This window comes from Paraburkholderia sp. J69-1, from assembly GCF_905220255.1.
Classification (GTDB): domain Bacteria; phylum Pseudomonadota; class Gammaproteobacteria; order Burkholderiales; family Burkholderiaceae; genus Paraburkholderia.
Window position 1 is genome coordinate 147,102 of record NZ_CAJMZG010000002.1, and the last position, 24,548, is coordinate 171,649.

The 24,548-nt window shown below is 57.6% G+C and carries 15 protein-coding genes and 2 pseudogenes; 2 read left to right on the top strand and 15 right to left on the bottom strand.

What is annotated here, in order from left to right:
* Positions 1 to 152 precede the first annotated feature (152 nt).
* The 8 genes from U5A67_RS03860 to U5A67_RS40670 all read right to left on the bottom strand — a co-directional run bounded on the left by U5A67_RS03860 (position 153) and on the right by U5A67_RS40670 (position 13,158).
* Entirely contained in the window at positions 153 to 3,260 is a 3,108-nt protein-coding gene (locus tag U5A67_RS03860) for a helicase-related protein (RefSeq protein ID WP_321813110.1), read from the bottom strand.
* Complete coding sequence (locus tag U5A67_RS03865; RefSeq protein WP_321813111.1) at positions 3,257 to 5,281, bottom strand: phospholipase D-like domain-containing protein; 2,025 nt, start codon at positions 5,279 to 5,281, stop codon at positions 3,257 to 3,259. The genes U5A67_RS03860 and U5A67_RS03865 overlap by 4 nt, the downstream gene beginning before the upstream one ends.
* On the bottom strand, positions 5,278 to 6,603 hold the full coding sequence (locus tag U5A67_RS03870) for a hypothetical protein (protein WP_321813112.1): 1,326 nt from the start codon (positions 6,601 to 6,603) through the stop codon (positions 5,278 to 5,280). The genes U5A67_RS03865 and U5A67_RS03870 overlap by 4 nt, the downstream gene beginning before the upstream one ends.
* Before the next feature lie 27 nt (positions 6,604 to 6,630).
* A complete protein-coding gene (locus U5A67_RS03875; RefSeq protein WP_321813113.1) occupies positions 6,631 to 7,359 on the bottom strand; it encodes a hypothetical protein in 729 nt (242 codons plus the stop codon).
* 2 nt (positions 7,360 to 7,361) lie between these two features.
* On the bottom strand, positions 7,362 to 9,155 hold the full coding sequence (locus U5A67_RS03880) for a hypothetical protein (protein WP_321959673.1): 1,794 nt from the start codon (positions 9,153 to 9,155) through the stop codon (positions 7,362 to 7,364).
* A gap of 170 nt (positions 9,156 to 9,325) precedes the next feature.
* Positions 9,326 to 11,548, bottom strand: coding sequence for a hypothetical protein (locus U5A67_RS03885; RefSeq protein WP_321813115.1), 2,223 nt, complete (start codon positions 11,546 to 11,548; stop codon positions 9,326 to 9,328).
* A gap of 579 nt (positions 11,549 to 12,127) precedes the next feature.
* The gene (locus U5A67_RS03890; RefSeq protein ID WP_321813116.1) at positions 12,128 to 12,337 is read right to left on the bottom strand and encodes a hypothetical protein; all 210 of its coding nucleotides are present in this window, start codon (positions 12,335 to 12,337) and stop codon (positions 12,128 to 12,130) included.
* Positions 12,244 to 13,158, bottom strand: a complete 915-nt coding sequence (locus tag U5A67_RS40670; RefSeq protein ID WP_415767735.1) for an NERD domain-containing protein — start codon at positions 13,156 to 13,158, stop codon at positions 12,244 to 12,246. Before U5A67_RS40670 ends, U5A67_RS03890 begins: the two co-directional genes overlap by 94 nt.
* A gap of 219 nt (positions 13,159 to 13,377) precedes the next feature.
* Between U5A67_RS40670 and U5A67_RS03900 the strand changes: the two genes are divergently transcribed.
* Positions 13,378 to 13,956 (top strand): hypothetical protein, encoded by a 579-nt coding sequence (locus tag U5A67_RS03900; protein WP_321813118.1) that lies wholly within the window; start codon positions 13,378 to 13,380, stop codon positions 13,954 to 13,956.
* A gap of 402 nt (positions 13,957 to 14,358) precedes the next feature.
* Here the strand turns inward: U5A67_RS03900 and U5A67_RS03905 are convergent, their stop codons facing one another.
* Positions 14,359 to 14,613 carry a hypothetical protein gene (locus U5A67_RS03905; RefSeq protein WP_321813119.1) on the bottom strand — a complete coding sequence of 85 codons (255 nt, stop codon included), beginning with the start codon at positions 14,611 to 14,613 and terminating at the stop codon, positions 14,359 to 14,361.
* 175 nt (positions 14,614 to 14,788) lie between these two features.
* Between U5A67_RS03905 and U5A67_RS03910 the strand changes: the two are divergent.
* Positions 14,789 to 15,034, top strand: a pseudogene (locus U5A67_RS03910) (transposase); the annotation flags it as partial.
* A gap of 19 nt (positions 15,035 to 15,053) precedes the next feature.
* Here U5A67_RS03910 and U5A67_RS03915 read toward each other — a convergent pair.
* The 6 genes and pseudogenes from U5A67_RS03915 to U5A67_RS03940 all read right to left on the bottom strand — a co-directional run.
* Positions 15,054 to 15,707: pseudogene (locus tag U5A67_RS03915) on the bottom strand (helix-turn-helix domain-containing protein); the annotation flags it as partial.
* Positions 15,708 to 15,931: 224 nt separating this feature from the next.
* On the bottom strand, positions 15,932 to 17,755 hold the full coding sequence (locus U5A67_RS03920) for a TniQ family protein (RefSeq protein ID WP_321813120.1): 1,824 nt from the start codon (positions 17,753 to 17,755) through the stop codon (positions 15,932 to 15,934).
* Positions 17,756 to 17,935: 180 nt separating this feature from the next.
* Positions 17,936 to 19,450: a TnsD family Tn7-like transposition protein gene (locus U5A67_RS03925; RefSeq protein ID WP_321813121.1), complete on the bottom strand. Its 1,515-nt coding sequence runs from the start codon at positions 19,448 to 19,450 to the stop codon at positions 17,936 to 17,938.
* Positions 19,451 to 19,690: 240 nt separating this feature from the next.
* Entirely contained in the window at positions 19,691 to 21,202 is a 1,512-nt protein-coding gene (locus U5A67_RS03930) for an ATP-binding protein (protein WP_321813122.1), read from the bottom strand.
* 10 nt (positions 21,203 to 21,212) lie between these two features.
* The gene (locus tag U5A67_RS03935) at positions 21,213 to 23,642 is read right to left on the bottom strand and encodes an integrase (protein WP_321813123.1); all 2,430 of its coding nucleotides are present in this window, start codon (positions 23,640 to 23,642) and stop codon (positions 21,213 to 21,215) included.
* Positions 23,643 to 23,682: 40 nt separating this feature from the next.
* Positions 23,683 to 24,498: a heteromeric transposase endonuclease subunit TnsA gene (locus U5A67_RS03940; protein WP_321813124.1), complete on the bottom strand. Its 816-nt coding sequence runs from the start codon at positions 24,496 to 24,498 to the stop codon at positions 23,683 to 23,685.
* Positions 24,499 to 24,548 lie beyond the last annotated feature (50 nt).

Sequence of the window (24,548 nt, forward strand, 5' to 3'; positions counted from 1 at the left end):
TGCCAAGCTTGCTGAACGCCACATCAATGGCGTCAAGTCGCGACGAATGCGCGAATGGCGGCGAAGTCCGCGCATGGCGCGGACCCGGTTGAGAGTCAGGGCAACCGGATCTGGCTCCACAGCGCCGCGCCAGCGCCCGGCGGAGCGCCAAGTTAGCCGGCGATATCGCGCAACACATCCTGCGGGACAACGTCGCCCTCTGCTTCGCTCCATTCCGGCTCGAACGGCGAATCCAGGTGATTGCTCAGCAGGGAAGGTATCGGCACGCGATTGGCCACGGTCGCGGCGAGACTGAGGTCGCCCTGAACCGCGTGGGCGCGGATCTTGTGAATCGAACGCAAATAGTCGTTGATACTCACGGAGAGATCGCGAATCTGGTACCACTCGAGGCTTTCCGACAAATGCGGAAAACTCACGTGAATTCCCGCATTCGAAACCGGGTGCCCAGCTAGCAAACGCCGCTGTGCGCGTGCGCCGATGCGGTCCACGCGGCCATTCTTTTGCTCGATACCAATCGGACTACCCGAGATGCCGAAGTGCGTCACGCGATCGCAGCATACGTGAAGATCCTCGCCTTCCTGCAATACGCTGGTGGAGACTAGAACCATGGGATAGCCAGGCATACGGAACCGTCTCGCGATGGCACTGCGCCCTTCGGTGTTTGCGCCGCTGGCCCACTCGACAGGCGCGAACGGTGTAAGCCGCTGCTGGATACGCAGGCGCCACTGCGAGCGTTCGGAGCGGTCCCCGCCTTTCAGTAAGTCCGCGAAATTGGTCTTGGCGATCTGCTCCCAGGCGTCGGCGAGCTGTAGCAAGATCGACGCCGTTCCAAAGCGCGCGCCGCCCCGGTCCCGTTCGCAGACTTCGACAAGGCGTTCCACGAGGAGAGGCGCTGCTTTCTTGCCCTCATCCTGACTTGCTCCCCGCCAACCAAGGTAAAGATCGATAAACGGATGATCGAGCCGCAGTAGCGCAAAAAACACTTCGCGCTGCAGATCGAGCGATTCGAGCACACGCACTGGGTCAGGAGAGCGCGCCCCTCCCAAATTCGCTCCGGCACTCCGCTGTGCAAGAACTGCTGTTTGCCAGGCCGTATCCCATGCGGGCAGGAACAGATCGCCCAGCCCTCGTTGGTAGAGGGCGAGTGGGATAGTTGACGCAGCGAGCAAGGTTTTCGCCGTATTCTCCTCGATGCGATCAAAATTGAGCGTGCCGGCGCCATATACCTGCGGCAACAAATGGCGCCCCAGCAACTGGAACACCCTGGCCTCGCCGGCAGGCAATCGTTCAGCCTGCAACTGCACCCACGCGAGCTGAAGACGGCGATAGCGCATGAGCACATTGTTAGGACCGTTCAATCGCGAAGCGCGCTCCGCGATTTCCCGCACCGGGATCTCGGGCAGGCCGGCACAGCGTTCGGTCACGAAACTGCGCCAGTCGAGCTCGCCGATGATCGACTCCATCCGTTCGGGATCGCGCAAGCGTTCGCGCAACTGTCCTGGCTCTGGAAGTGGCGGAGTTTGATCTCTGCAAAACGCCCGACCATGGCCGTCAAGCGTACCCCGGAAGAACCAGCTGAACAGAGTGTCGCCCAGGGCCGGCAGATCGTCGAGCTGCTCGTTGCTGCCAGTCTGCTGCGGGTAGCTTTTTCCTGCAGACGCCTTTCGGTGCCGCTCGCTCGCCGCCGCGCGCCGGGCATCGAGCATCTCGTCTGGCGCTACGATCATGTGCTCCGCTTGCAGGTACGCGACCAGCCACGCATCGTAGGCTTCGTTCATCCGCAGGAAGAGGTCGTCAACGCTCTTCAGACGTCGCACGAACACCAACTGCTTGAGCCCCTGGCCGAAAGCCTCGCCTGCCAGCCGGCGGGTCTCCGCTTCGAGCTTCGGGTGCGGTGGCTGCTTACCAAAGACCTCGCGATACGAACCAACGACATTCGACATGACGGCACCGTCGAGAGCAAGGCCATCGCCTGCCACCGAATCGTCGTGCTCGACATCGAGTGCGTCGCTCTGGGGAGTCCCGGCTTCGGGAATATCGGCTTCCGTGCCGGGCGGACGCTCCGAAGGCACATCGCGCCCGGACCTTTTTCCGGGTTCCGGGTAGGCCTCCCACGAGGAATACATCGCCAGCGGGAAACGGCCTTCGTTCTCGCCGTCGAGATGTTCGATAAGCCGCTTCTGCACGACGGCGGTGAAGATGCGCTGTCGCAATGCTTTCGCGCTCGTGTCGTTGGCCAGGCTGATACCGGCTTCGGCGCGGCGCTCGACGCGATACTGATTCCGACTCAGATGATTGCCGCCGACCTTCAGTTTCTGCACTCGCCGAATCAGATAAGGCTTGAGCCCCGCCTGAATTTCGCTCCAGCTTTCGCCAGCGCGCTTGCGCACCGCGAGCGCCGTGATGGCTTTATGAGGCGCGTCCCGGCCGCCAGGTCGCGCGAAGAGTTCGAATTGGCGCGCGAGCTGCAGCAGGTCGCGGTCAAAGGGCGTTCCAGAGAGCAGCAACGCGGCCCGGAAGCGCCGCGTGCCACCGTGGCCCAAAGACCCGAGTGCGCGTGCAAGAAAGCGCGCACGGTCGGACGCGGCTGTTCCCGAGCCACCTTTGAGCAAATGCGCCTCGTCGATCACGACGAGGTCGTAGTACGGAATCGCGTCATTGATGATCCCGGCCGCTCGCTCCTTGAATGTCGCTTTCGTTTTTACGCCGGTTAGATCGACCGACACGCCCGCCGATTCGGCCAGGCCCTTTACGCGCGTGTACCAGTCATCGGAATCTCCAGACAGCTGGAAACTCAGGGCCGAGAGCGGCACGAAAACATCACGCACCGCGGGCGTGGAGACGGCGACCCGCAGCCAGTCGTCCACGCGCATACAGGATTCGCTGGCCACGGGCGGTACGTCGTTCGACGCTTGCGCCTCGCCACGACGCACATTATTGGCAAGAAAGGCCGGCAGTTCGCGGCGGTGCCATTTGTGCAGGACATTCTGCGACGGAGCAAGATAGAGCACGCGGAAACCCGGCTGTATGTGCCGGAACAGCGCAACCGTCGCAAGCGCCACGTAGGTCTTGCCCATGCCGACCTCGTCCGCCAGGTAGGCCGTGCCGTGGGTCAGCAGCATGCGATGTAACGCGATGGCGGCGTCGAGCTGCCTGGCACCAATGTCTTCGAAGCCCGCCAGGCCGGCAGACATGTCGAGGAGCTCGGTCGCAGCGGCGCGCGACCACGGTCGCTGTTGTGAAAAGATCGCGCGGCTCATTGCGGGCTCTCCATCTGTTTGAAATAGCGCGTCACGCCGCGCTCTCGCCCCGGTTCGCACAGAAACATGCGTGCGGCCCATTCGAGGAAGCGGGCGTCGAGCGCGCAGAGCGGCTCCTCGGCCAGCAACTTCAGCAACTCCGCCTCTGCCCGGCGGCGCAGTAACTTCGCGGACCTAAGGTTTTTGTGATCGAGGCAGATCTGTATGACCCATTGCAGGATCACCCATGCGGCCAGGGCGTCGGGCTTGTTTGCCTGCGTCCCGGGCCGATCGAAGCGATCGACGAGGCTGGCCAGCGTGTCCGGGCGAGGTGCGCAAAAGTAGTATTCGCAACGTTGCGCATTGCCGCGTTCGGCCGCCTCCTGCAGTGAACGGCGCAGCAGGTAGAAGCTACCGTGCGCAACTGCCATTTCCTCGAACATGTCCTGTTCCGGCGCGCCTTCGGGCGGTGCTTCGGTATCCGTGAAGCGCTGCTTGAGAAAAATTTCAAGCTCCTCGAAATCTCCCGGCCCGGAACCCTTGCGTCCACCCGCGAGGCCGCGCCACATATCGAGGATGCGCCACACGTCTGGACGCAGATTCTCTGGCGGAGGCCGATATTCGAGTCCATCTTGCTGCACCCATACCAGCGCCAGGCGCCCGTCGGGGAACGCAAGCCTGATCCACGGATTTGTTTTCAGGTCCTGATAAAGCGACTCGTCCGCCTTGACCTCGATCCGGGCCTTCAACGTTACGCGCCTGCGGCACTCCGCGCCCTGCGCATCGACGAGGCGAACGGATTGACTTTCGAACTTCTCTGCTTCTTTACGATGCACGAAATCCACGAGCAACATCCGGGTTTGCCAGTCGAAGCTAGCAAGCAGTTCCGGCAAGGTGTCGTCCATGCCCTGGTGACGCGCCAATTCGGCCGGTTTCAGAAAGCGCGACGGATGCGCGTCCATTGGCTCGAGCCACGACACGCCTTCGTCGCGGAACAGGAACCCGGCTTCGTAGTTGACACGGAACGCCTTGTTACTGAAGTTCACCGAACCCATGAAGCAGAAGTTCCCGGCCTGGCGGATTACCTTCGCGTGCAGAAAACGCGGCGTCTGGTCCGGCTTGCGGCTCTGCACGAGGCCTTTCTCCGACATCTGGGACCACCGCAGCGCATCGACCTCGCTGAGCGCCTTGAAGCAGCATTCTTCGATCAGCGCTGCCGCGCCGCCTGCCTGCCACGGGTCTATCGGCAGCCATAAATCGAGCGCCTGCGAGTGCGTGGCATCGAGCAAAGCGTTAGTGAGCGCTGCATGGTCCGTATCGGCGAAATACGGCGAAATGACTTCAAGCCGCGCGTTGGCGCTGGAGGGCGTAACACGGTCGCCCAGCCATTCAAGAAAGCTGTGCACGCCGGGCAGGAATACGCCGAACTCCGGCTCGCCACGCCTCACGCGCCTGGCCTCTGCGGGCTTGAACAGGCGGTCCAGCGTTCGTGTAGCCCCCCCCGCCTGACCGCTCTTCACGAGAAACGCAAGAAGCGCCTTGACGCCCGGCAAGATGCTGCCCGGTGGCCGGAGCGGGTCGAACGCCTGTGCAAAGTGCCACGCCTCGATATTCTCCCACCAGCCCGCCTGAGTCAGGTTGGCCGAGCCAGCGCCCAGAATGCAACGTACGTTGCCCTCCTCGTCTTCGAGACGCAACAGGATGACCTTGCCATGAAACTCACCGGGGCCGCGCATCGCCTTCATGCCATAAGGCAAAAGCGGGCAGCCCGGCATGACGACGTGCGCATCGAAATAGACGTCGATTGCGACCGGCGTCTCGCGCAGGATGGCTTCGATCTGCAGCCGGCGTACCGCCGAATGCAGAGACAGGTTGCCGTCTCCGTCCGGCAAAAGCAGCGGCAAAATCGACGTCTCGAAGAACTCCGGCTCGAAGGCGTAAGTCGTAAACACGGCATGCGTGACACGATAGCCCGGCAATGCCTCGACGGCACTGCGAAAGGCCTCTTTCAGTGTTTGCCATTGCGTGTCGGAACCACTCATGCTGTCTCTCCCTGCTCGACGAGGCCTGCCTGTTCGAGAATATCGAGGAAAGAGCGCAGAAAGAAGTCATGCGTGTGCCCGTCCATCCAGACCGAGAACCTTTCCCCGGCGAGCTCTTCCGCAACAGGCAGCACGCCTGGCGTGACGTTCATGACCACCTTGATATGACCATCCTCCCAATAGCACCATGGCGCACCGCCGCGCTTTCTGGCAACGCGCGCATGGTGCTCTAACAACAGTTCGGTCGCGCCATGCCACTCCCCGTTTGCCATCGCCGTGCAGAATCTGGAAAGACCGTTCGCGCGCAGCCTCCACTCGTCGTCACGTATCTCGTCAACGAATTGCGGCATCACCGGTTCGTGGAACGGCCATTTTTCAAGCGAAGCCAGTTGCGATTCGATCTCCTTGACGGAGCGCCCATGGCAGCCCAGCAACCAGTTGAAGGTCACCGCTGACAATGCCAACGCCTCGTCGAACCAGAGCAAACGGCCAGCGAAATCCCGGAGCAGCGTGGACTCCTCCGTCAGCCATCGCAGGAAATCGCGCGCTGTGGGGACATCATCGCGGCTCTCCATGCAGGCCCTGGCTTGCACGAACACCTCACCGTGCCAGCTCTGATGTGCGCTCGTGCCGGACAACAACCTTTCGGCCAAGGCCTTGCGCGCGGGGGTAGATCCCACCAACGCGCTCACCCACGCTTGCACACGCGTCATCTCCGCTTCGTCGATCTGGGTTCGCCGCCGGTCCAGCGCCAGGCGCCAGACGTCGTCCGGCGCCGTATCCAGAAACTGCCGGACGATCTCCATTCCGACATCAGTTGGCCGCCGCGCGCCATCGGTGAGACCGGCGGACGCCAAAGCGCTCGAGTACAACCCCCACAAACCGCCCTGCCGGGGGTTGTCGAGAATGCGTGCTTCCGTGCCGCTGCCAAGACGCACGGGAAAATCCGCACTGCTTCTGATACGCCGGATGCCGATCACGCCCGGCAGACCGCACCGGACCCGCGCGCGCGCCGTCAACTGCTCGAAACGCTCGAAACTCTCCCAGTCGGCTTGCCCGTTTTTTTCGCCCGCGCAAATATGAAAGCCGACAAGGGTGAGGATGAAGTTGTCCAGATGGGTCGTGACCGTGGTGAGATTGCCCACCAGTCTGCGCCCGACGCCCGACCAGAGATGCTCGATGCCGAGCGCATCACGACTCCCGCGAGGGCGCAGGCTGTCGTCAAGCAACGTGAAAAAGAAGCTCATGGAAATGATGTTTTTGGATTGACGCGCTTGCTCGTCGCGCGCTCTCGTTGTGGATTCGGCAAGACCCGCGACCACACGCTTTCGGCCCGGGTCAACGAAGCGTCACCGGTGTGCCAGAATCAGCGCTAGCGTCGCAAGCCCGCACACAGCCGCAATAATGCCAAACCACCGCACTCCGCAGTGCACGGCGCCCACACGCTTCGTAACCTCGGCCAAGCCGCTTGCGAGCGCCTCGGCATTCGCCAGTTGCTGGGCCTGCAATTGCTGGGCAAGCGTGGTCATGGCATGCTTCAATGCCTCGTTTTGCTGGTCGATGCCCGTGCGCAACATGGCCACCGCGGCCACGAGGCGCTCGTCGGCTGCCTGCTGCCCGGCCACCGCCGCCGCGCTTTGCGCGCTCAAGGCCTCAATGCCGGCGCTCACCTGGAGCCGGCTCTCGTCGAGCGCCGCAACCCACTCTGTGTGCATGCGCTCGTGTGCGTTACCGATTGCCGCAACGTCCGCTCGTGCTTCGTCGAAACGAATGCCGAGCTTCGTGCTCACGGTGTCGCCCAACATCTCTCCACTGTCCCGGACCGCGCTCTCGAGGCGCGAGAAGCCAGCAGCGAGATCCATCATCTCGACGGGCAGACCCGCCAGCGTCTCGTCCTTGATCAAGCGGATCGTTTCATCCACCTCGTCTACCTGCTTTTCCACGCGCGCGAGACTTTCGCTTACCGGGCTGAGGGGGCCTCGCATCACGTTGCCTAGCAGCCGCGCAAGCTCCTCTTCCTCCCTGCGGATACGCTCTTCCCGATCCACATCTGCGTTGTCGAAGTCTTTTGCGTTCATGGTCACTGTCCGGCCAAAATGTTTTTACGTTCTACACCCATTTGCGCTGCCGACAGAAGCATCAACAGCGACTGTGCTGGCGTGGGCGCCTCGTAGGCGTCGCGCATGCGCTCACGCAACGCCCGCAAATACGCTTCGTCGAGATACGCCTTGAACGCGCCACTCGTTGCGCGGTCGCGATCCATGCGCTCGCAGAACTCCAGCCGTTCGCGCTCGCCTTTGGCCACCGCTTCCTGCTGTGCGACGACCCGCCCGGCCACCTCTTCCAGATCGTGAAGCGCAAGCGAAGCGCGAGACACGGCAAGCGCCTGCTCCCTTTTCATACGCCCGAAGCGCTCGTTCGCAACGCTCTGCCAGTGCGCAACGAGCCCGTCGCGGGCAGCATGCGCCGCAGCGGTCATTGCCCAGTTGAGCAGCGCCTTGTCCCCGGTGAAGTCATCCGAAATATTGGGGAAATACTCGTCCATAAAGTATCCCTCCAGCTTTTTCCTCAACGCCCTGAACTCGCTTTGAATCGCATCGCGCATTGTGTTCTGCGTGAGCTCCTCTGCTGGTTCAATGTTTGTCCAGAAATGAGCGCACTCGGCATGGCGCGTTTGGGGGCGATAGCCAACGGCCTTTGACAGCAGATCCGAGGCATACACCATGATCTGAAGCGAGAAGGAGTTCCGGTTGGTTTCCAGTTTGCCGATCAATTTCGCGCCTCGCGCCTTTGCCTCGTCGCCAATCTGCTGGCAATCTTGCTCGATGGCCTTTGCAACGCCGCCCTCCAGCGCATGCATATCGGCAAGCTGCTCCACCTTGCCCAGCGCGGCCTTCATCCGGTTCGCAACCTGCGTCTGCTCGTTCTCCAGCGCATTGAGCGTGGTGCGCCCAACGTCGAGCGCAGCGTCCAGCCCGGCAAGGCACGCGCGCTTCACGTTGTCCGCGATCACGTGGACCTGGATGGCCGAACGCAAACGCTCGTACTGCGTGGCCGATGTTTTGATGTCGTGGTGCAGTTGCCGCTTGAGAGCGGCGACAACCGGATTGACCCGCTCGTAGAACCCATCTGATCGCGCGGCCTGATTGGCCCACGATTTGCCGAATTCGAGCGGAAAAAGCAAATCCGACGGCACTTCGTCCTCGGGCAGCCGACGCCCGAAGGTCTCGATCTGCTGGCGCAGACGCCTGCGGAAGAAATCCGGTCCCAGCGTTTCGTCACAAGCTTCCACCAGCCTGCGCTGAGTTTCCGGCGTGAACGAGTACGTGGTCACGATACGAAAGCGCTGCGGAATAATGCGCCAATCCTGGATACCCGGTAACGTGAGGGTGGCGGAATTCAGGAACGACAGGCTGTCCGCACGACCCACGAGCAGAATCAGATCGGCATTGGGCACGTACTTCTCGGCCATTGCCGAAACATGCTTCTGCTCCGCGCCTTCACGCGGATTGTCGCCCGGCAGGTCGAGCATGCGCGCGTGCGGCCCGGTATCCTCGCCGGTTTCGAAACAGCCGGCCGGAATCGAGACCACGACGGGCGCATCTGCTTTGAACCGGCCAGTGGACATGTGTTCGCGCAAGGCCGCGAGTTCGGCCTCCATGGCCGCGTCGTCGTCGAATGTCTGCTCAGTGCCCCACTTGAGCCTCCAGCGGTCATCCGGCGAGCGGCGATACTCCATTGCCGTCGCCGTGGCCGACTTGCCGATCTCACGCCGGCCGCGCAGCACTGTTGAAACGCGTGCCGCATGCCGAGGCGCCACGCCCATCAGTTCGAGAATCAGCGTCGTCTTTCCGACCTGCGTGCGGCCAAACACGACGACATAGGCCTCGCCTTTCTTGTCGCCCGTTGCGAAGTGAGAACGCGTTTCCTCGCTCAGCGTCCCGATAAAGCGGTCGTAGGCGTGGAACGCCCAGTCAAGCCGTGTCGCGCTCAGTTGCGCCCACTTGCCGCTGATCCCGGATTCGTCGCTCCTGTCTCGTGCGTTCATGCCGCCAGCATTCCTCGATAAATATCGAGCGTCTGGCCGGAGCGCGAAATTTCGTCGAGCAGGTCGAGCCGGTATTGCTTCGTATCAGCAATCGCCTTGGCGAGGCGGTCCTGGCGCATCAACGCCTCGTCGAGCTTGAAGCGGCGGCGCAAACCATCGCTCAAGCGTTCACGCAGTTGCGCCATCAGGTTGTCGTAATGCGACATGAAGTGGCGCTGGTGCGCGTCCTGAATGCCTTGCAGCGCAGTGTAGGCATAGCTGCGCACCTTGTCGTCGTACTGTCTGATCTCACGCATGCCCGCATAGACGAGGAAGCTCACCGTCGCGACAGTTGCGACAGCCGCGCCAATCGCCGAGACCGCCGTCGCAGCGGTTGTGGCGGTTGCAGCACCCGACGCCGCTGCGCTGCCTCCCGCGGCGGCGGCGTCGACTGCCTGCGTGGCCCCAAGACCGAGCAGTTGCAGCAGCGGCGCGGCGGAATCGAGCTTGCCGTCGGCAAAGAAGTCGATCGCCATCACGACAGCGAGGCCCTTCAGGATCGTGCTGGTTTCGGAATGGAAGGCGCGCAGTTGTCCGCTAACGTTCGTCAGCGACGCGAGCAGGTCGCCATTGAGCGAGACCTTCGCCCCATGCTCGTCGATCCTCACCAGATCAGGCAGCAAGCTCGCTGCGCGCACATACTCCAGACCGAGTGCCGGCAAAAGCCTGAGACTCTTTTCGAGCGCCGTGCTGGATTCGCGCTGCGCGTCGTCCTGATCAGGCTGGCAGAAGAGCACGCGAAGATCGTTGACGCAGTCGTCAGGCGGCTTCGTACATTTGACGGTTTCACCATTCTTGCTGGCGTAGCCAAGCCGTTGCGGCAAGGACATGTTCTCGCCGAGGGCCGCCGCGACCGGCAGCGAACTCGAACCCAGCCTGCTATCGACCAGCTTGCCGAGGATCTCGATAAACAATTCGCCGACCGGAGCGCCCTTCTGCCAGGCGTGCGCAATATCCTCTTCCAGCTTCTGCTGGCTTTCGGTCGCGGTATCGAAAATGCCCTGGACTTTATTGACGAAGCCTTCGTGTTTCGTCTTAAGGCTCTCCTGCATCTCCTTCCACGCCTGACCGGTGCGCGTGCGCAGCATCGAGTCGATCTGTTTGCGATAGTCTTCTCGCACCACACGATTCGACTCGTCGAACTGCGCGAGGCAGCGACTCACCATCGCCTGCTCGCTGTTTGCATCGTCGGTATTGAGCGCGAGATAAGTCCGTGCCCGCCCCTGCACCGTGGCGAGCACGCGCCCCAGGTCGGCGCCGATCGATCCTTCCAGATGGGCCAACTGGACATTACGGTGTGCGACCGTGCTCGCACCAAGCTTCTGGATCGCCACTTCGAGCGCCGGCAACCATCGTTCGACATACGCGGCGTCGCTTACGCCTGCCGTCATGACGCGGCTATCCGTCTGGTCGTGTGCGATCCCAAACGTCTGCGCCGCTGTTGCGCGCAACTTCTGCTGTTCATCGGCATTGGTCGCGAATTCCTCGGTCTTCGTGACGACGACCAGCGTGTCCAGGGTCTCGAGATCGGCCTGAAGCGCGTCGCCGAGAATTTCTTCTTGCTGCTGATCGGCAAGACGCGTTCCGTCGGTCACGATGACGCTGCCCGCGGCGCCAATCATGACCTGGCGCATCAACAGTTGCCACAGCCGGTTTTCACGCGTCGCACGCTCATAGCCCGGCAAGAGCATCAAGGCTTGCCGCGAGCCGGAGAAAAATTTTTGCGGTACGCGCAACACCGGCAGCAAGACGTTAGGCTCCGCGCCACCACACGCACGACGGAAATCGCGCGCGTCTTCGACTCGCATCTCCTGCAGGGTGCAGCGCCGGGTCGTTTCATCCATTTTCAGTTGCTGGACGTAACCTTGCGCCGAGGTGACGCTCGCATCTTCAAGAATGAGCACCGGCAACTGTTCACCGCGGCCTTCGTTCGCATTGAGCCATGACTGGTCGTCGCACGAAAGCCCATACAGCTTTGCCAGCAGGGTGGTCTTGCCCGCACCCTGAGAGCCACCTATTGCGATGATCGAATGATTTCCCAACACCTCGGCGAGAAGCAGTCGCTGCATGATCGGCTTCAAATCTTCATCGACGGCCGGACCTTCCAGAACGGCAGCCGCGCCACGCAGCGCACGCAGAGATTGATTGAGATTCGGAAGCAGACGCTCGGGAGAATTCATGGTCGACCTTGTTTTTGAATTTCAAATAGCTATCGCTGCGAGCCAATCGGCACTGGCCGCACGCCAGCAAAAAAAGGAGCAATGCCACTGCTGGAAGCCCGGGTTCAACCCGGGTTGCGTGGAAATACCAGCTGAGTGCCCGATACTTGCGCGTGGCCTTCAGCGACCAGTACGGCTGCGAGATACGAGGCAAGCTGCGGTCCGCGCTGGTTGTCTTGCCACCATGCGCCGAGCGAACCCGGAGTCGGCCGGTCGCGCGACGCCCCAATTGCGACAGGCCCGGCAATCTGGGTAAAGTGATCGAGCAACTGACAAAGCGCTTCGGAACTAGCGCGTGCCGTTTGCCGGGTTCTTCCGATAATTAGTTTGAGCCCAGCGGCCATGGAGCCTTCATAGGTGAATTCAACTGGCCTACTTCCCAGCGTACGAATGCTTACGGGCATGAGCGGATAACCATATTGTGAACGTCAAAGCACGAAAAGCGGCTAACGTAGAGATTAACGGTCAGACTCGATTGATCTTGAGTCCCTTTTCACGGGATATTTAGATCAGCGCACTTAACTCATGCTCGATGCATCATTAAACGCATTGCGCCGCACTCTCGACATACTTGCCGATAGCGAAAGTAGACAGTACACCGACAGCGAACGTAATGGCGAAAGCAGCAAGGCTTTCGAGCGGCGAATTGTTGTTCATCAATTTGAATCGGCTCCGGGCAGGTTGATCGGCTGGCTGGACCTGCCCGCGCATGGTTGCGGGCAGATACCGGAAATCAATGTAGCGCGCCATCGGGACAATCCATGTCCCGAATCGAATATGCTCCTTCGGCGGATGGCTTTTGCGTCGGGCCGACCGGCGCCAAGGCGGCGTTGTATGAAGCCGGCGAGGTCGAGGCAGTCCTGTGCGTCGGCAATTCGATCGCGCGGGTAGTCGACGGTCCCCTCGTCACCAATCCGAAAGTGCGGCAAAACAAGGCAATGCTGCAGTCGCACTTCCATACTTTCTGCTTTGAGCCGCTTCAGAATCGATCGAAACTGCCAGCCTGCCTGCTGTCCGACGTTCTTGCGCTCCGCACCGTAATGCTTGAACAGTCCTTCGCGCGTTACCTCGATTTCACCGGCCTTGACTTCCGGCACCGCAATGTCGCCGGCGCTGTTCACGACCACGATATCCAGTTCGCCGTGACTGTCGCGCTGCGGCTCTGCGCACGTCCAGTCAACGCTATAGAACAACTCATAGTGCTCACTGAGGCCTTGCGCAAGTTGCTTGAGCATGTCGACCTCGACCTGCTCGCCCGCCGAGGTCACGTAAATATCTGCAATTGAAGGATGGACCGTAGCCATATTCGTTTGATGGAGGTTGCAGGCGGCGTCTTCGGCACAATCAGTTCGCGCATCCGTCAGCAAATCGCAACGGATGTGCCGTATCGACTTCGTGGAAGACAGCAAGCTTGCATACAACGGTTTCCATCGGCAGAACTTGAGTGCCTGATATCTGAGCGCGAGGTTCGCACCTCTGAGCGTATTGCGATGACAACGCCAAAGTGACGGAGTATCTCGACCGCAAACGTTTGGCACTGCATTTTTCACACGCGCGCGACACATGCACATGAACTCGACATTTCATCCGGTCTGGTTGCTAGCACAACCATGACAAATTCCAGCTGTGCATCACGCGGCCTTCTCCGATATTATCGAAAAAGGCAACAGTGTCGTTCTCGATGAACAAGCGCTATCGGAAGCACAACAAGTCGTATTTCCCATTTACCGCAACAATGCGACGATACTGATCGCAACATTAAAGAATACGACTGCCGATACGTAACGATAATGACCGACACACCTGAAACCGCCAGTTCCTCCCCCACGCCGCTGTCGATTCGCATGGCAGGCATGCTCTTCCCTCTTCTGGTCGATCACGCAAAGAAGCAGCAACTGGTCACGTACGGAGACCTTACAAAGCAAGCCAAAGCGCAACATCGGGACCACCCAGAAGTACAAAACATGATCCCGGTCTCGATGGGCCACAAGCTGGACGTCGTACGCACCTACTGTTTGAAGAACCAGTTGCCGGACCTCGCAAGCATTGCAGTCAACCAGGATACGCGAGCCCCGGGGGAGTCCTACGTCGCCAAAGCGGATGCAATCAGACTGCAGCAAGAAGTTTTCGCATTCGACTGGAAAAGCCGCGCCGTTGAATTCAATGAGCACCTTGCGCAGGAAAAGAAACGAACCAGGAAGCTGATCGAGCGTTCAGAGCGCGACGCCCTAGCCATAATGCGCAAATACTACGAGGCAAATAAGGCGCAACTGCCCGCGAACATCGTGACTTACCGCGAGGCCATCGTGACCTTGCTCGAAAAAGGCCATGATGCCGAAGACGCATTCGAAATGGCGTTGGAAGGTTGAGCGCAGCCGCGGCTAACAGCACTCCAACGCGACGGCGCGAAATTGTTCGCTTGCGGTTTCAACCCGGCTGTACACCGCGCAAGAAGCGCGCTTCGAGGCGATAGCGAGTTCCGACCAGGCAATAAACACCGGCCACCTCCGTGACGTCATACTGGCCGGTGTTTGCTCGACGTCAGGCGGCTTTCAATTCGCGTTTGCCGGCACCGCGATGGAGCGGAGCGTAACCCGTTCCCTTGATACGACGAAGCGCACCGGTCTGCCCACCCTCGAGCAGCATGTACCGGTCGATCACGGAAGGACGCACGTGGTGACTAGCGAGCGCGTACTACTGGATCATGCAAACGACCTCTCTACGCAATCTTTCTTCGGCCTTGCCGCCTGTTCCGGCCGGAATCGAGCTGATCAGTCCCATGCCAACGCCGCTTTCAACACGGCGGAGTCCGGCTTGGCGCAGTCGTAACCCAATTCCATCAGCAGATGCAAAAGCGAAGTCCGCTCCTTGACGAACGGAAAGTCGCGCTCGATCAACCGCGCCCTTAGACCATCAAAAGCCGCCCAGAAAATCGGGATGTCCGTCTGGGATTTCATTTCCGCGGGCAGGCCGCTATTGGCGAGCGAGGAAATTGCCGATACCCTTCTTGCGCGGGGTGCCGACAATATCTCGCGCCATTTGAATCATGTGAAAGAGTTTGGCCTTCTTTCGAATGCCCTTGATTTTCCCCCAAGTGCTCTTCCACGACGTCCAGAGGATTGACCCTGACCCAGGAAATAGTCCGGTTCAAAAGTAGAGAAATTCGGCATGATGTGTCCGAGCGGACACGAAGGCCATGCCATGAAGACGAGCAAGTTTACGGAAGAGCAGATCGCATTTGCACTGAAGCAAGCCGAGCTAGGTACGAAGGTCGAAGAAATCTGCCGCAAGCTCGGAATTAGCGAGGCGACTTTCTACAATTGGAAGAAAAAGTTCGGAGGGTTGGGATCTTCCGAGTTGCGCCGGTTGCGCCAGCTCGAAGAGGAAAACGCAAAGCTGAAGCGGCTTGCCCAAAGTTGCAGGCAAGACTTCAGTTCGTTCAGGGACCGCGGTACGCTCACGATCCTCGATCATTGGGGCTTAGCAGGTCCGCTGCCGGCAAGGGCGTCTTGCGATCGTAGAGCTTGGCGAATGCAACTTTCGAGTAGGTGTCGACGAAAGTCTGCTGGTAGACACGGCCTACGCCTTTGAGATTGCCGACGTAGAACGTATCCTGCGCGCCGCAGTAGCCTGGACATTCGGACTCGAATTCGCCGTGCACTTCCTTCTCGTGCTTGGCACGTTCGAGCGCGACGAGTTGCGCTTCGGTCAACACCAACCCCTCTTGGGCGGATTTGGCTTTCAGGGCCTTCAGGCGCTTCGACATGGTCTCCAGATCGTGGAGCAACCAGATGCTACGGACGCCTTGGGGCGAAACGGACAGCGCATGTCGTTTGAGGACTTCGTTGGCGATACGGATCTGGCCGTAGGCTTGCAATTCGAGGGCCAGCTCGACAACGGCGGCCTCTATCTGCGGATCTACACGGTTCTTGAGCAACGGCCGACGGTGGGAAATCTCCTGCAGCGCAGTCTCACCGCCTCGATCGTACAGTTCCTTAAATCGGTAGAAGCTATCGCGTGAGTAACCCATGACGCGACAGGCTTGGCTGACGTTGCCGAGTTGCCGGGCCAGCTCAAGTATGCCGACCTTGGCACGAATTACCTTCTCCTCCTGAGTCATGGCGGACTCCTTGCTGTTCGCGGCGCGCATTGCCGCTACGGGCTACGCCCTCCGCGCCAACGCGCACCAGCACGAGAAACCAACCACTGTCAGATTTAGTCTAGTCCACTGCAGTTTAGCCACGCATCAACTTCGCCAGCAACAGAAGGATTGGGACGATGTGCGTCACTTGCATAGCCATCTGGCGCTTGTCAGTGAACCACTTCGCCCGCGATCCTCCCTAGTTAACGCTTTTGCGCAGAGCTCTCAGTAGCTGCGTTCATCAATTCGATCTTCCGAATTCGCTCACGCTGCTCCCCGTTGAATCGTTCTCGTCGCAACCCGGCCGAGCGCAAAGCTTCATCACAGTCGCCTAATCGCTGTCTCAATGCCAAAGTGGTGAGCCAAGAAATAACCCGCTCAAGATAGGTAAGTCGACATTCCGTGGCCTCTACCAAAGCGGCCCAATATGGCCTACTCCGATTACATGCGCGTGGAAATCCCACTCTTTCTAGAATAGCAGAACGACTTGCGATCGTCGGAGGCTCGGCCATTATTAGTCCGCGCTGCGCTGCGCGAATTTTATCAACGGTCGGTTCTCTCCCATGGAATGAATTTTTTGCTCGCGGCGGCGACCGATGAAGCCGATTAAATGTGTATAGCCAATCCCCATCACATTTTTTTAATGCCTTATATGTTACCGGATCCACAACCGCCGCTGATGTAATCCGGCTCTTTGATACCATATTTTTAACTAGCAGGCACCATCTCTCCCGCAGTCTCTCGACTTCTTCTTTAGGCATAGTTTCTCTGGCAGGTACTCCTTCTCTGCCTATCCATTGGCGTGCTGCTGAAGCACTAACGTGCAACTCCCGTGCTGCATCGCAAATGTACATGCCTTTACCAATCAATGCGGAAAAGCGCCTCCGGTAGCGAGCACCGTATGAGCACGGCTTCAGTTGTTTCGCGTCACACTGAGGTGCTAATAGATAGGTTAGCCCGCACGTACAGGCGAGTTTCCATCTACCTGGCTTAGGTGAGGTAAATTTAAAAAAATCAGAGTTTCGATGCAAAGCCCCCTTGCACGTGTACGCATCCAAACTAGGGTTGGGATTACCTTCCTCACTTAACAAGCACGAATCTTTATGGAGTTTTCGTGGAAAATATGAGCCAGGCAGTTCGGCCAGATGCTCTAGGAGTGACTCCCCCGCGATAAACATGAATGGATGAGGGCATTCGCAGCCCCATATCCCCCGTGACAAATGATTTAGCCACATTGATATTCTGTTGGAATTTGTGTTTGTGAGATAACAGTATTCCTCACCGAAATAATCAAACCACGCTGAAATTAACTGCACGTGCCGCAATGTCGAATTTTCACGGAGCAATCCAACCTCCCTCAACAGATCTTGATATTGCCTCGCTGATTTTCCGAAATACCCACTTTCCCTCTGCCGCACACTTCTTCTAGAAACATCCAAAATCGCCATTTTTTCTTTAAGAATAATCCCATGCAAAGCCATTTTATCGGAAGCGTGAATATGACGCACCAATGTCTGATCTACATAGCGACCCGGGACTTTCCGCACCGATCTCAACACACAAGAATGCTTGATGCAGTAGTAGACTCCAGCTAACTGGTGATCGATCCTCCAGTATGGCGTCTGATGATTTTCAATGTCGCCCTTTAAGCACTCTTCACAATATCTGAATATTGGGGCTCGCTCGCCGTTTAGGCCACCAACTACTATTGCCCTAACACTACCTTCTGAAGACCCCTGCATTCTTTTAAATATCATTTCCCTTATGCTTTTCGGAGCCATCATTGTTAGATACCGAAATTCAGTGTGCCAATTAATTATATCCTCTGACTTTAAATTCCAGTAGTCACGCGTTTGCTCAGCAAGAAAATCAATCGAACTCGGAAGCCTCCCACCTCGGTAATGGCAATATCCAAAAAGTGATTGCCTGAGACCAAAAGTTGAATTCAATTTCATTATTTCCGCATAGCGACCGATATTACTTGCCAGCGTCTCTCCTTCTTTTAGTGGAAGCAGCGCAATGGCCATAGAACTACTCCTACAGTTGAAACTAGCGTCTCAAACACATGCCACATCGACAGAATCATGGGCACCAATCTCTTTAGAGATGAAAGCATTTCGCATAGAATGTCATAGGAAATTTTCACAATTTTTAGCGTCCAACCCTATCGACGACCTCTTAATCCGACCTATCAGGAACCTAAAATCCTAGCCGTTATTTCTCTTGTTCTCGCTACTGACGAATGAAGAACACTTGAGACGCTTTCGATTCTCCAGATTAAATGCCACAAACCATTCTCGATCGTATCGACGCAAAGTCCTATACAGCGGCGGATCAAGCTGATAGGCTGAGGTGATTCTCTTTCCCGGCTGAGCATGCTCAATGAGTGATTGCCATCTGACCCGTAAGCGGGGAATTTCCTTTGTAGCCGAATTCCTTTCTTTATAAAATCCGGCACAGCGAGCCCAACGCGTAAATTTCGTGTGATTCAGATTAACTTCCCGCGACGAGGCTTCGGTTACAACACCGCCTGATTTTCCCGCAAGAATCAGACGGTGATATCGATCCCCGTAAGCCCTCACAGTCAACTGCGCGCGCCCATCCGATGACGCCTTAAGAGCTTGGTAAGACACACCGCATGAGCATGTGACCAGCCATGCCGGTCCTTCTCCAGAGAACGCTTTCCAGTTATCGTTTTTCCGATGAAGAATTCCCCTGCATGCAAACTCTTTCAAGATTTCGTCGTCTATAGAATTTGAGCTTTCTCGCAATTCAAAGCTACGACCTACCGCGAACACTTTGTCAGCGGGTAAATAATATCCAGGCGACTCGCAACGGTAACGCAACAACGATTCAGCTGCGATGAACATCAGCGGATGAGAGTGCTCGTTGTTTTCCTCTTCCTTGGCGATGTTACGGAGCCAACTCGTCATTTTCTGCCAACTCACTCCCGCGATCTGACAGTATTCATTGCCCAAATAGCCCAAAACCGCCGCGATGAACGCACGCTCGTCAATTCTCCCATTGGGCCAGACAATCCTCGCATCACGTAGAAATTCGCGATATGTCTTCGCCGACGGCAAGCTTTCTCTCGCAGCCCTGCATTCAGCACTCCGTTTAGCGACGTCCTCAATCGCGTTCCGCTCTGCCGTTGACATCTCCTCCAAAACCAGCTTATCGTCGTCCCTCTTTACTGCGGTCAGCGTCGGATCCGTGAAGCTCTCGAGGACAAGCGGGTTTGTCATCTTCAGCACGCAGGCGTGCCGGTTGCAGAAGTAAACGCCCGGGAGTTGTTGATCTACCTGCCAATGAGCGGGAACTCCATTCGCCCTCCATTCCGACAGGCAGGCTTCACAATATCGAAACTTCGTGATGCGCTCACCAGTCCAGCCACAGACGCTTCTCCGCAAGCATCTACCAGAAGGTTGGTCGAGCATATTCGAGCGCATCACCTCTCTCTGTGCCGCATCTATCGTTAAGGTCGCGTAAGAAAACTCAGTGTGGTTGTTGATAATTGCCTCCATATCAACCTTCCAATAGTCTCTAGCCTGCTCTGCAAGATGCCTCAATCCGCTTGGGAGTCTCGTGTCTGGACGGCATCCATAACCGAAAAGACGCCGCCTCAGAGGTAACGTCGTTTCAAGACCAATAAACTCCCCGTAGCGCCCTAGATTGCTGCCAATCGTCTCGCCATCCAGAAGAGGAAACAACGCAACAGCCATGTCACTCTCCCTGCATTAGCCGAATTCAAACCTTCGTCCGATCCAACTGTTACGTCGGCCGTCCCGGTTGCGGTACGACGCTCACCCCTCCTAGATTTAGTGAAGTCACAGCACTTCGTAATGCCGGGCGCGGGCTACGCGTGGAGTTGAAAAATAAACGTCCTCACTATCGCCCATCTGCCCGACTGAGGCTTTTCTGTTATCAGGCGAGCGCCTTCGTGCGCCTCTTGACGTTGCTCTTCACCGCGCCGCGGGAGCCTCGCTCTGGTAGAAACGGCGGGCTGCCTCTTTACTCAAGTCCTGTGATGAAGCAGTTGGATACTTTTCCTGGACGGCGCCGATAAGCGACGAAGCCAGTTCTTGCGGTATTCCCAGAAGCATCAGTCTGGACACCGCACTGATCGTTGCCTCATTCCGGTCGTGCTCCATCGCCGCAGCATAGTAACTGTGTCGCTTCGCATCCGCCTCCATCGATTCAACGACGTCGTCCAGCGTATCGCCCAACAAGTCGTCGTACGCAAGCATCCTCGCCTTGTTGCCTGAGCGGACTGCGTCCATCATTGGCCTCAATGAAGCCATCTTCTCATCGAATGATTCTTCAACAATTTTTCGGGACAATCGCTCGGCGCCCGAAGAAATTGCCGCGTACTGCGCCAGTTGGAAAAGAGGAATTGCCACCCCTGGCAGGCCCTGCGTCAGGAAATACAAATAGTCCCGCAAGCGCTCCGACAGCGCTACGGAATGCGCAAGCCACTGGTATTTCTGTAACTGGTTACAGAATCGCTTCCAGTCGTCCGGATTTCTCACGCCGTTCCAGGTTGTTACCCCTTGACTACTAAGCCGCCGTGCGGAACGCAACGTCTTCCGGAAAAGCTGGGCTGCCTTCGGCGTCCCACTTACGATGACCGGTATTCCGACCACATTGGTCAGATTGACGAAGAAGTCAAAGAGAGGGTCATTTCGCGAGACTGCCTGCAGTGCATTCTGTATCTCGTCAATGACAATGAGACCAGTGTGATGTCGCCGGCAAATGCGGTGGAGCTTGTTTGCGTAATCGGCCAACGTAGCTCTCAGCCCAATCTCCTTCGTATAGTCTGTGCCGAGCAGATCATCGAATTCCAATATGAGCAGCTTCAAGGTATCCTTGAGACTCGCACTCTTTGGACAGTCAATCTTGATCCAGACAACCTGATTCAGTCCGTGATCCTTATGCCAGATCACCTTCGGAAGCAGACGGAGTGCAGACTCTAACGCAGTCGACTTACCACCTCCAGAAAGACCAAACACGCCGGCACAATATGCATGGGAGCGCTGGTGTGGATAGATAGCAATAAGATCCCCTTCCTGGCTCAATCTGTAGCGATCCTGAATACCATCCACATAGTCAGAACGTATATCCTGCCCGACATAGTGCTGACGAACGATGATCTGTATCGTGCTCACGACATCGAGATGCGCGGGAAGTGCAACGACAAGACGGGAAAGCCTCCCGATGGCATGCATTCGATATTGTTCAGACCTCGTGCGTTCACTTTCAGAAAAGGCAACGGGCACGTCGAGCGCTTTCAGAATAGACTTCTGGTCCCAGAGCGGACCCAACGCAGAGATCAGCGGATGACTTCGATATTCTGGCAGCAGGTCGTCGCCGTTATAGTAACGTGCCTCCACCGCTTCAATGCACTGCCTCACCCCCTCGGGTTGAGTCGGTTCGCCACGTGCGACGAACCTGCTGCTAGATTCCTTGCTAGACATAATATGCCTCCTATGCATCGAGTTGTGCGAGCAACTCCCTTGCGCGTTTCTCACGAAGATCCCTTGCCGTGATGCCACTGGTATCGACCGAAGTCCCGTTATCCTGGTCTGGCACATCATCGCGGATATCCCCGTCCTCATCATAGGTTTGCCGGGGTACGGAACCGTCGATGCCCGTTTCTTTTTTGGTCTTCTCGAAGAGCTTCCTGAACGATGTGCCAGTCCTGTTGCTCCCCCTGGCTCTGCGCGCCTTCTTCGGGCCATCTGCCGACCGCATCGTCGACTCAGCGGACTGTTCATCACAACGGGCTTCAGTCATGTCGCTGATGTCCGGCTGGTTCATACCTGCGTCCTGCAGGGCTTTTGAGGTTTTTGAAACGGCGTCTCTGGCAATCTTCGCGATGTTGTAGTCAGTCATGGCGTGGTCGGATTCGCTCGCGTTCTCGCTTCTCTTACGGTTGGCCGCTTCGTGCGTCGAATACAGCCTCTGTTCCCGATAAGTCAGCCCACGTACTTCATCGACTTCATGGTCAGCGAGCAGGCAGGATATGGATTCGCCCAGGCCAAGAAGCTCAATCCTGCTGTTGTTGGCAGAGTCGTAACCGATCTGGACGTCGGTCTCGACTTTCTTGCCGCGGAACATGGCCTGACGTTCGATGAGCGAGAGCGTAGGGCAGGCGTAGTGCAACCCGTTGTGGAGGATGCCCTGACTATCTATCCTCGCAGTCGCCGTCGGCATCGATTTTGCGCGGAATTCTTCCACGTCCACGCGTCGTCCGCAGCCGTTGACTTTCGTTCCATACGTCCAAAGATTTAGCGGCGTTGGCGACAGCCCGCTATCTACCATCTCGGATGGGGTTGGGTAACCACGAATTACACGTTTGTTATAGCTTAGTATTGCATAGCAAATTACGCGACGCATTTCGTTTATTTGCAGGGCCGCGTGCAAGGCTGGGTGTGCAACCCCACGGTCAAATGACTCTTTCTCCACAACCCCTGGCACTAGCGCATTCCAGATTCCCGGAAGAGTGCGAAATCGCCGCTCCATAATGGCGCGCAAATCCGGGCGGTAGGCTGTGGCGTTATGTATTTCGACCCGATAGTAGCTAATCAGGGGATGAGCCTTGTGCACACTGCTTACCTCACCTTGATCTGCATACAGGATTTCACAGAGACGATCAGCTGGCCAGTCCTTTTCCTCAATACCGATCCCGATTGTCTTGCAGAAGGCGACCTTGGGACTGACAGCGTTCGCGAGCGCCATCATCGCCCCTTCCCAACAGGGTGGCTCAAATGTAAGGTAGAAACCCACTACCATCGCCGTATAATCATCAATAACGAGATAGAGAATCGGCCGCCCGATAACGCGCGTCCGCAAGATTTGGCCCACCAGATAAATATCTACGATGGTTGCGTCTATGTGAAAGCGCTCGCCGGGCCCCCGCGATGTCCTGAGTCGCCCGATAAGGGGACGCTCGTGCAAAAGCCACTGCCGTAGCCCTACTTCGTGAATGCGGCGTTCTTCGTAGCTGTAGTTCTTATAGATAAAGTATTGAAGCTTCCGTTCTGTCAGGACGATACGTCGATCGAACTTCAGGTCGATCAGTTCTCCGTCTTCGTTGTGGACAGCCCTGTCACAGAGGAAACTTGTTTTTATCCATCGGACAGCCTGCTTGAGCGTCTTCTTCGCCTTTTTTCCCCGCCCATACTCGAATGAGAAGTAATAGTCTGCGGCCAACGCGAGCAATCGCTGCGTTTCCTGTTTGGGATCTAGGTCTTTCGGGTTACCGCGCCTGACCCTCTCCCCTTGAGCAAGCGTACAACGTGACGTCCCTCGCCCTCCACAGCGGTCATAATCGTCAGCGGCTGCCGCTGGCGTCATTCCCTGCTGGCAAAATCGCCGAAACGTCCTATACACAGTGGACTCAGAGATAGCGGAAATAGCGCAATACCGCAGAATGCGCTTTCTTCGGGTTTCCTTGTGCAACAACTCCTCAAATTCGTCCCCGTAGATTGACGGTTGAGGCTTGCCGTCATCAACAGAAGGCAGGTCAAATGTCAGCAACCCTGCGATAATTCCCCAGCCTCTTGACTTTGTCGGGTCATCTGCAATTTCCTGATACTTGTCAGACCTGCGAGAAAGACCAGAATAAGAGGCCTGTCGCCGCTGCGATACGTTAGCCGGCAACTTCTCCAGCTTTTTTAGAGCCAGCCTAGGCTCCACGTTATCCGACAATCGTGCCAGCAGATCATCGGTTTTCAGCTTGAACGGCGAGGCCCTCCGAAAGGCTGCCGATTTCGCCTCGTGTTCAATATTAATAAGATGGGTCCATCTGGCGTTCCGCCCTGTTCTGAGGACAATATAAATCCGATCGCCGTTCTGCTCTTTCAGCACATCGCCAACCGTGATTTCATCTGGACACGTCGATTTCGTAGGCATCCCAGCCTCTTTTCAGGAAAACTCCCGACAGTTGCCGCTTTTAGGGAACGGGCCGCCAGATTTCGTCGAGCGGAATGTTGAGCGGATTGGAAACATCGAGGTCAAACGCCAACCGTCTTGCGCCGGCAAGTTGTCGAAAGGCACGTACGCCTGAGCCCGCCGGGATCCCGGCCGTGCGGTCAACCAATCTGCATGCATCAATGACCCGCATCTCTTTCTTCCACCGGACAAGGCGCAGCAACTGGCGCTGAGCCGCCATCTCAGCGCCAGAAAGCGTTCGATTCACCGTGTCGTTATGCGCGCGAAAGATCCAGGCAAGGTTTTGTGAGCGATTCGCATGCATGCCGCTCTTCGTCACCGCGACATACAACGCTCCGTCGTCTTCCCACGCCTTCCGCTCAATCAGTTGCGAGCGAGTCAGTTCGCCCTCCTGGCCACGGCGGATCGACCTGACCGACCTCGCCTCCCGTATGAAACTCTTCCCTCGTTCTGTGATGTAAACGAGACTGGTGCTAATTACCGCCAGCTCGCCGAGGCTTTGGCATAAGGGATGCACGACGTTGATGGATGCCGCCGCTCTCTGGGTTTTCTCGCGATCGATGGCGACCTGATCGTAGATAACCTTAACCTCGCGCCGGTACCACCCCTCGAGAAGTTCGGCGTGTTCGGCTGCGGACAACAGGTGCACCTCTTCGCTTGCCGCCTTGCTGCAGGCCAGTCGTATCTTTGTTCCGGATCCCGTTCTGTCCCGCGTATGCTGCCAACGCTGATGGACCCCTTTGCTTTTTGCAAGCGCTTGCTCTTTTAGTTTCCGCTCTATCGTCGTCTTTCGGATTTTTGATTTACGCGCAGTCATGTCGATCTCCAGTACCCGTCCAACGTCACGAACATAGAATCAGTGTAGGA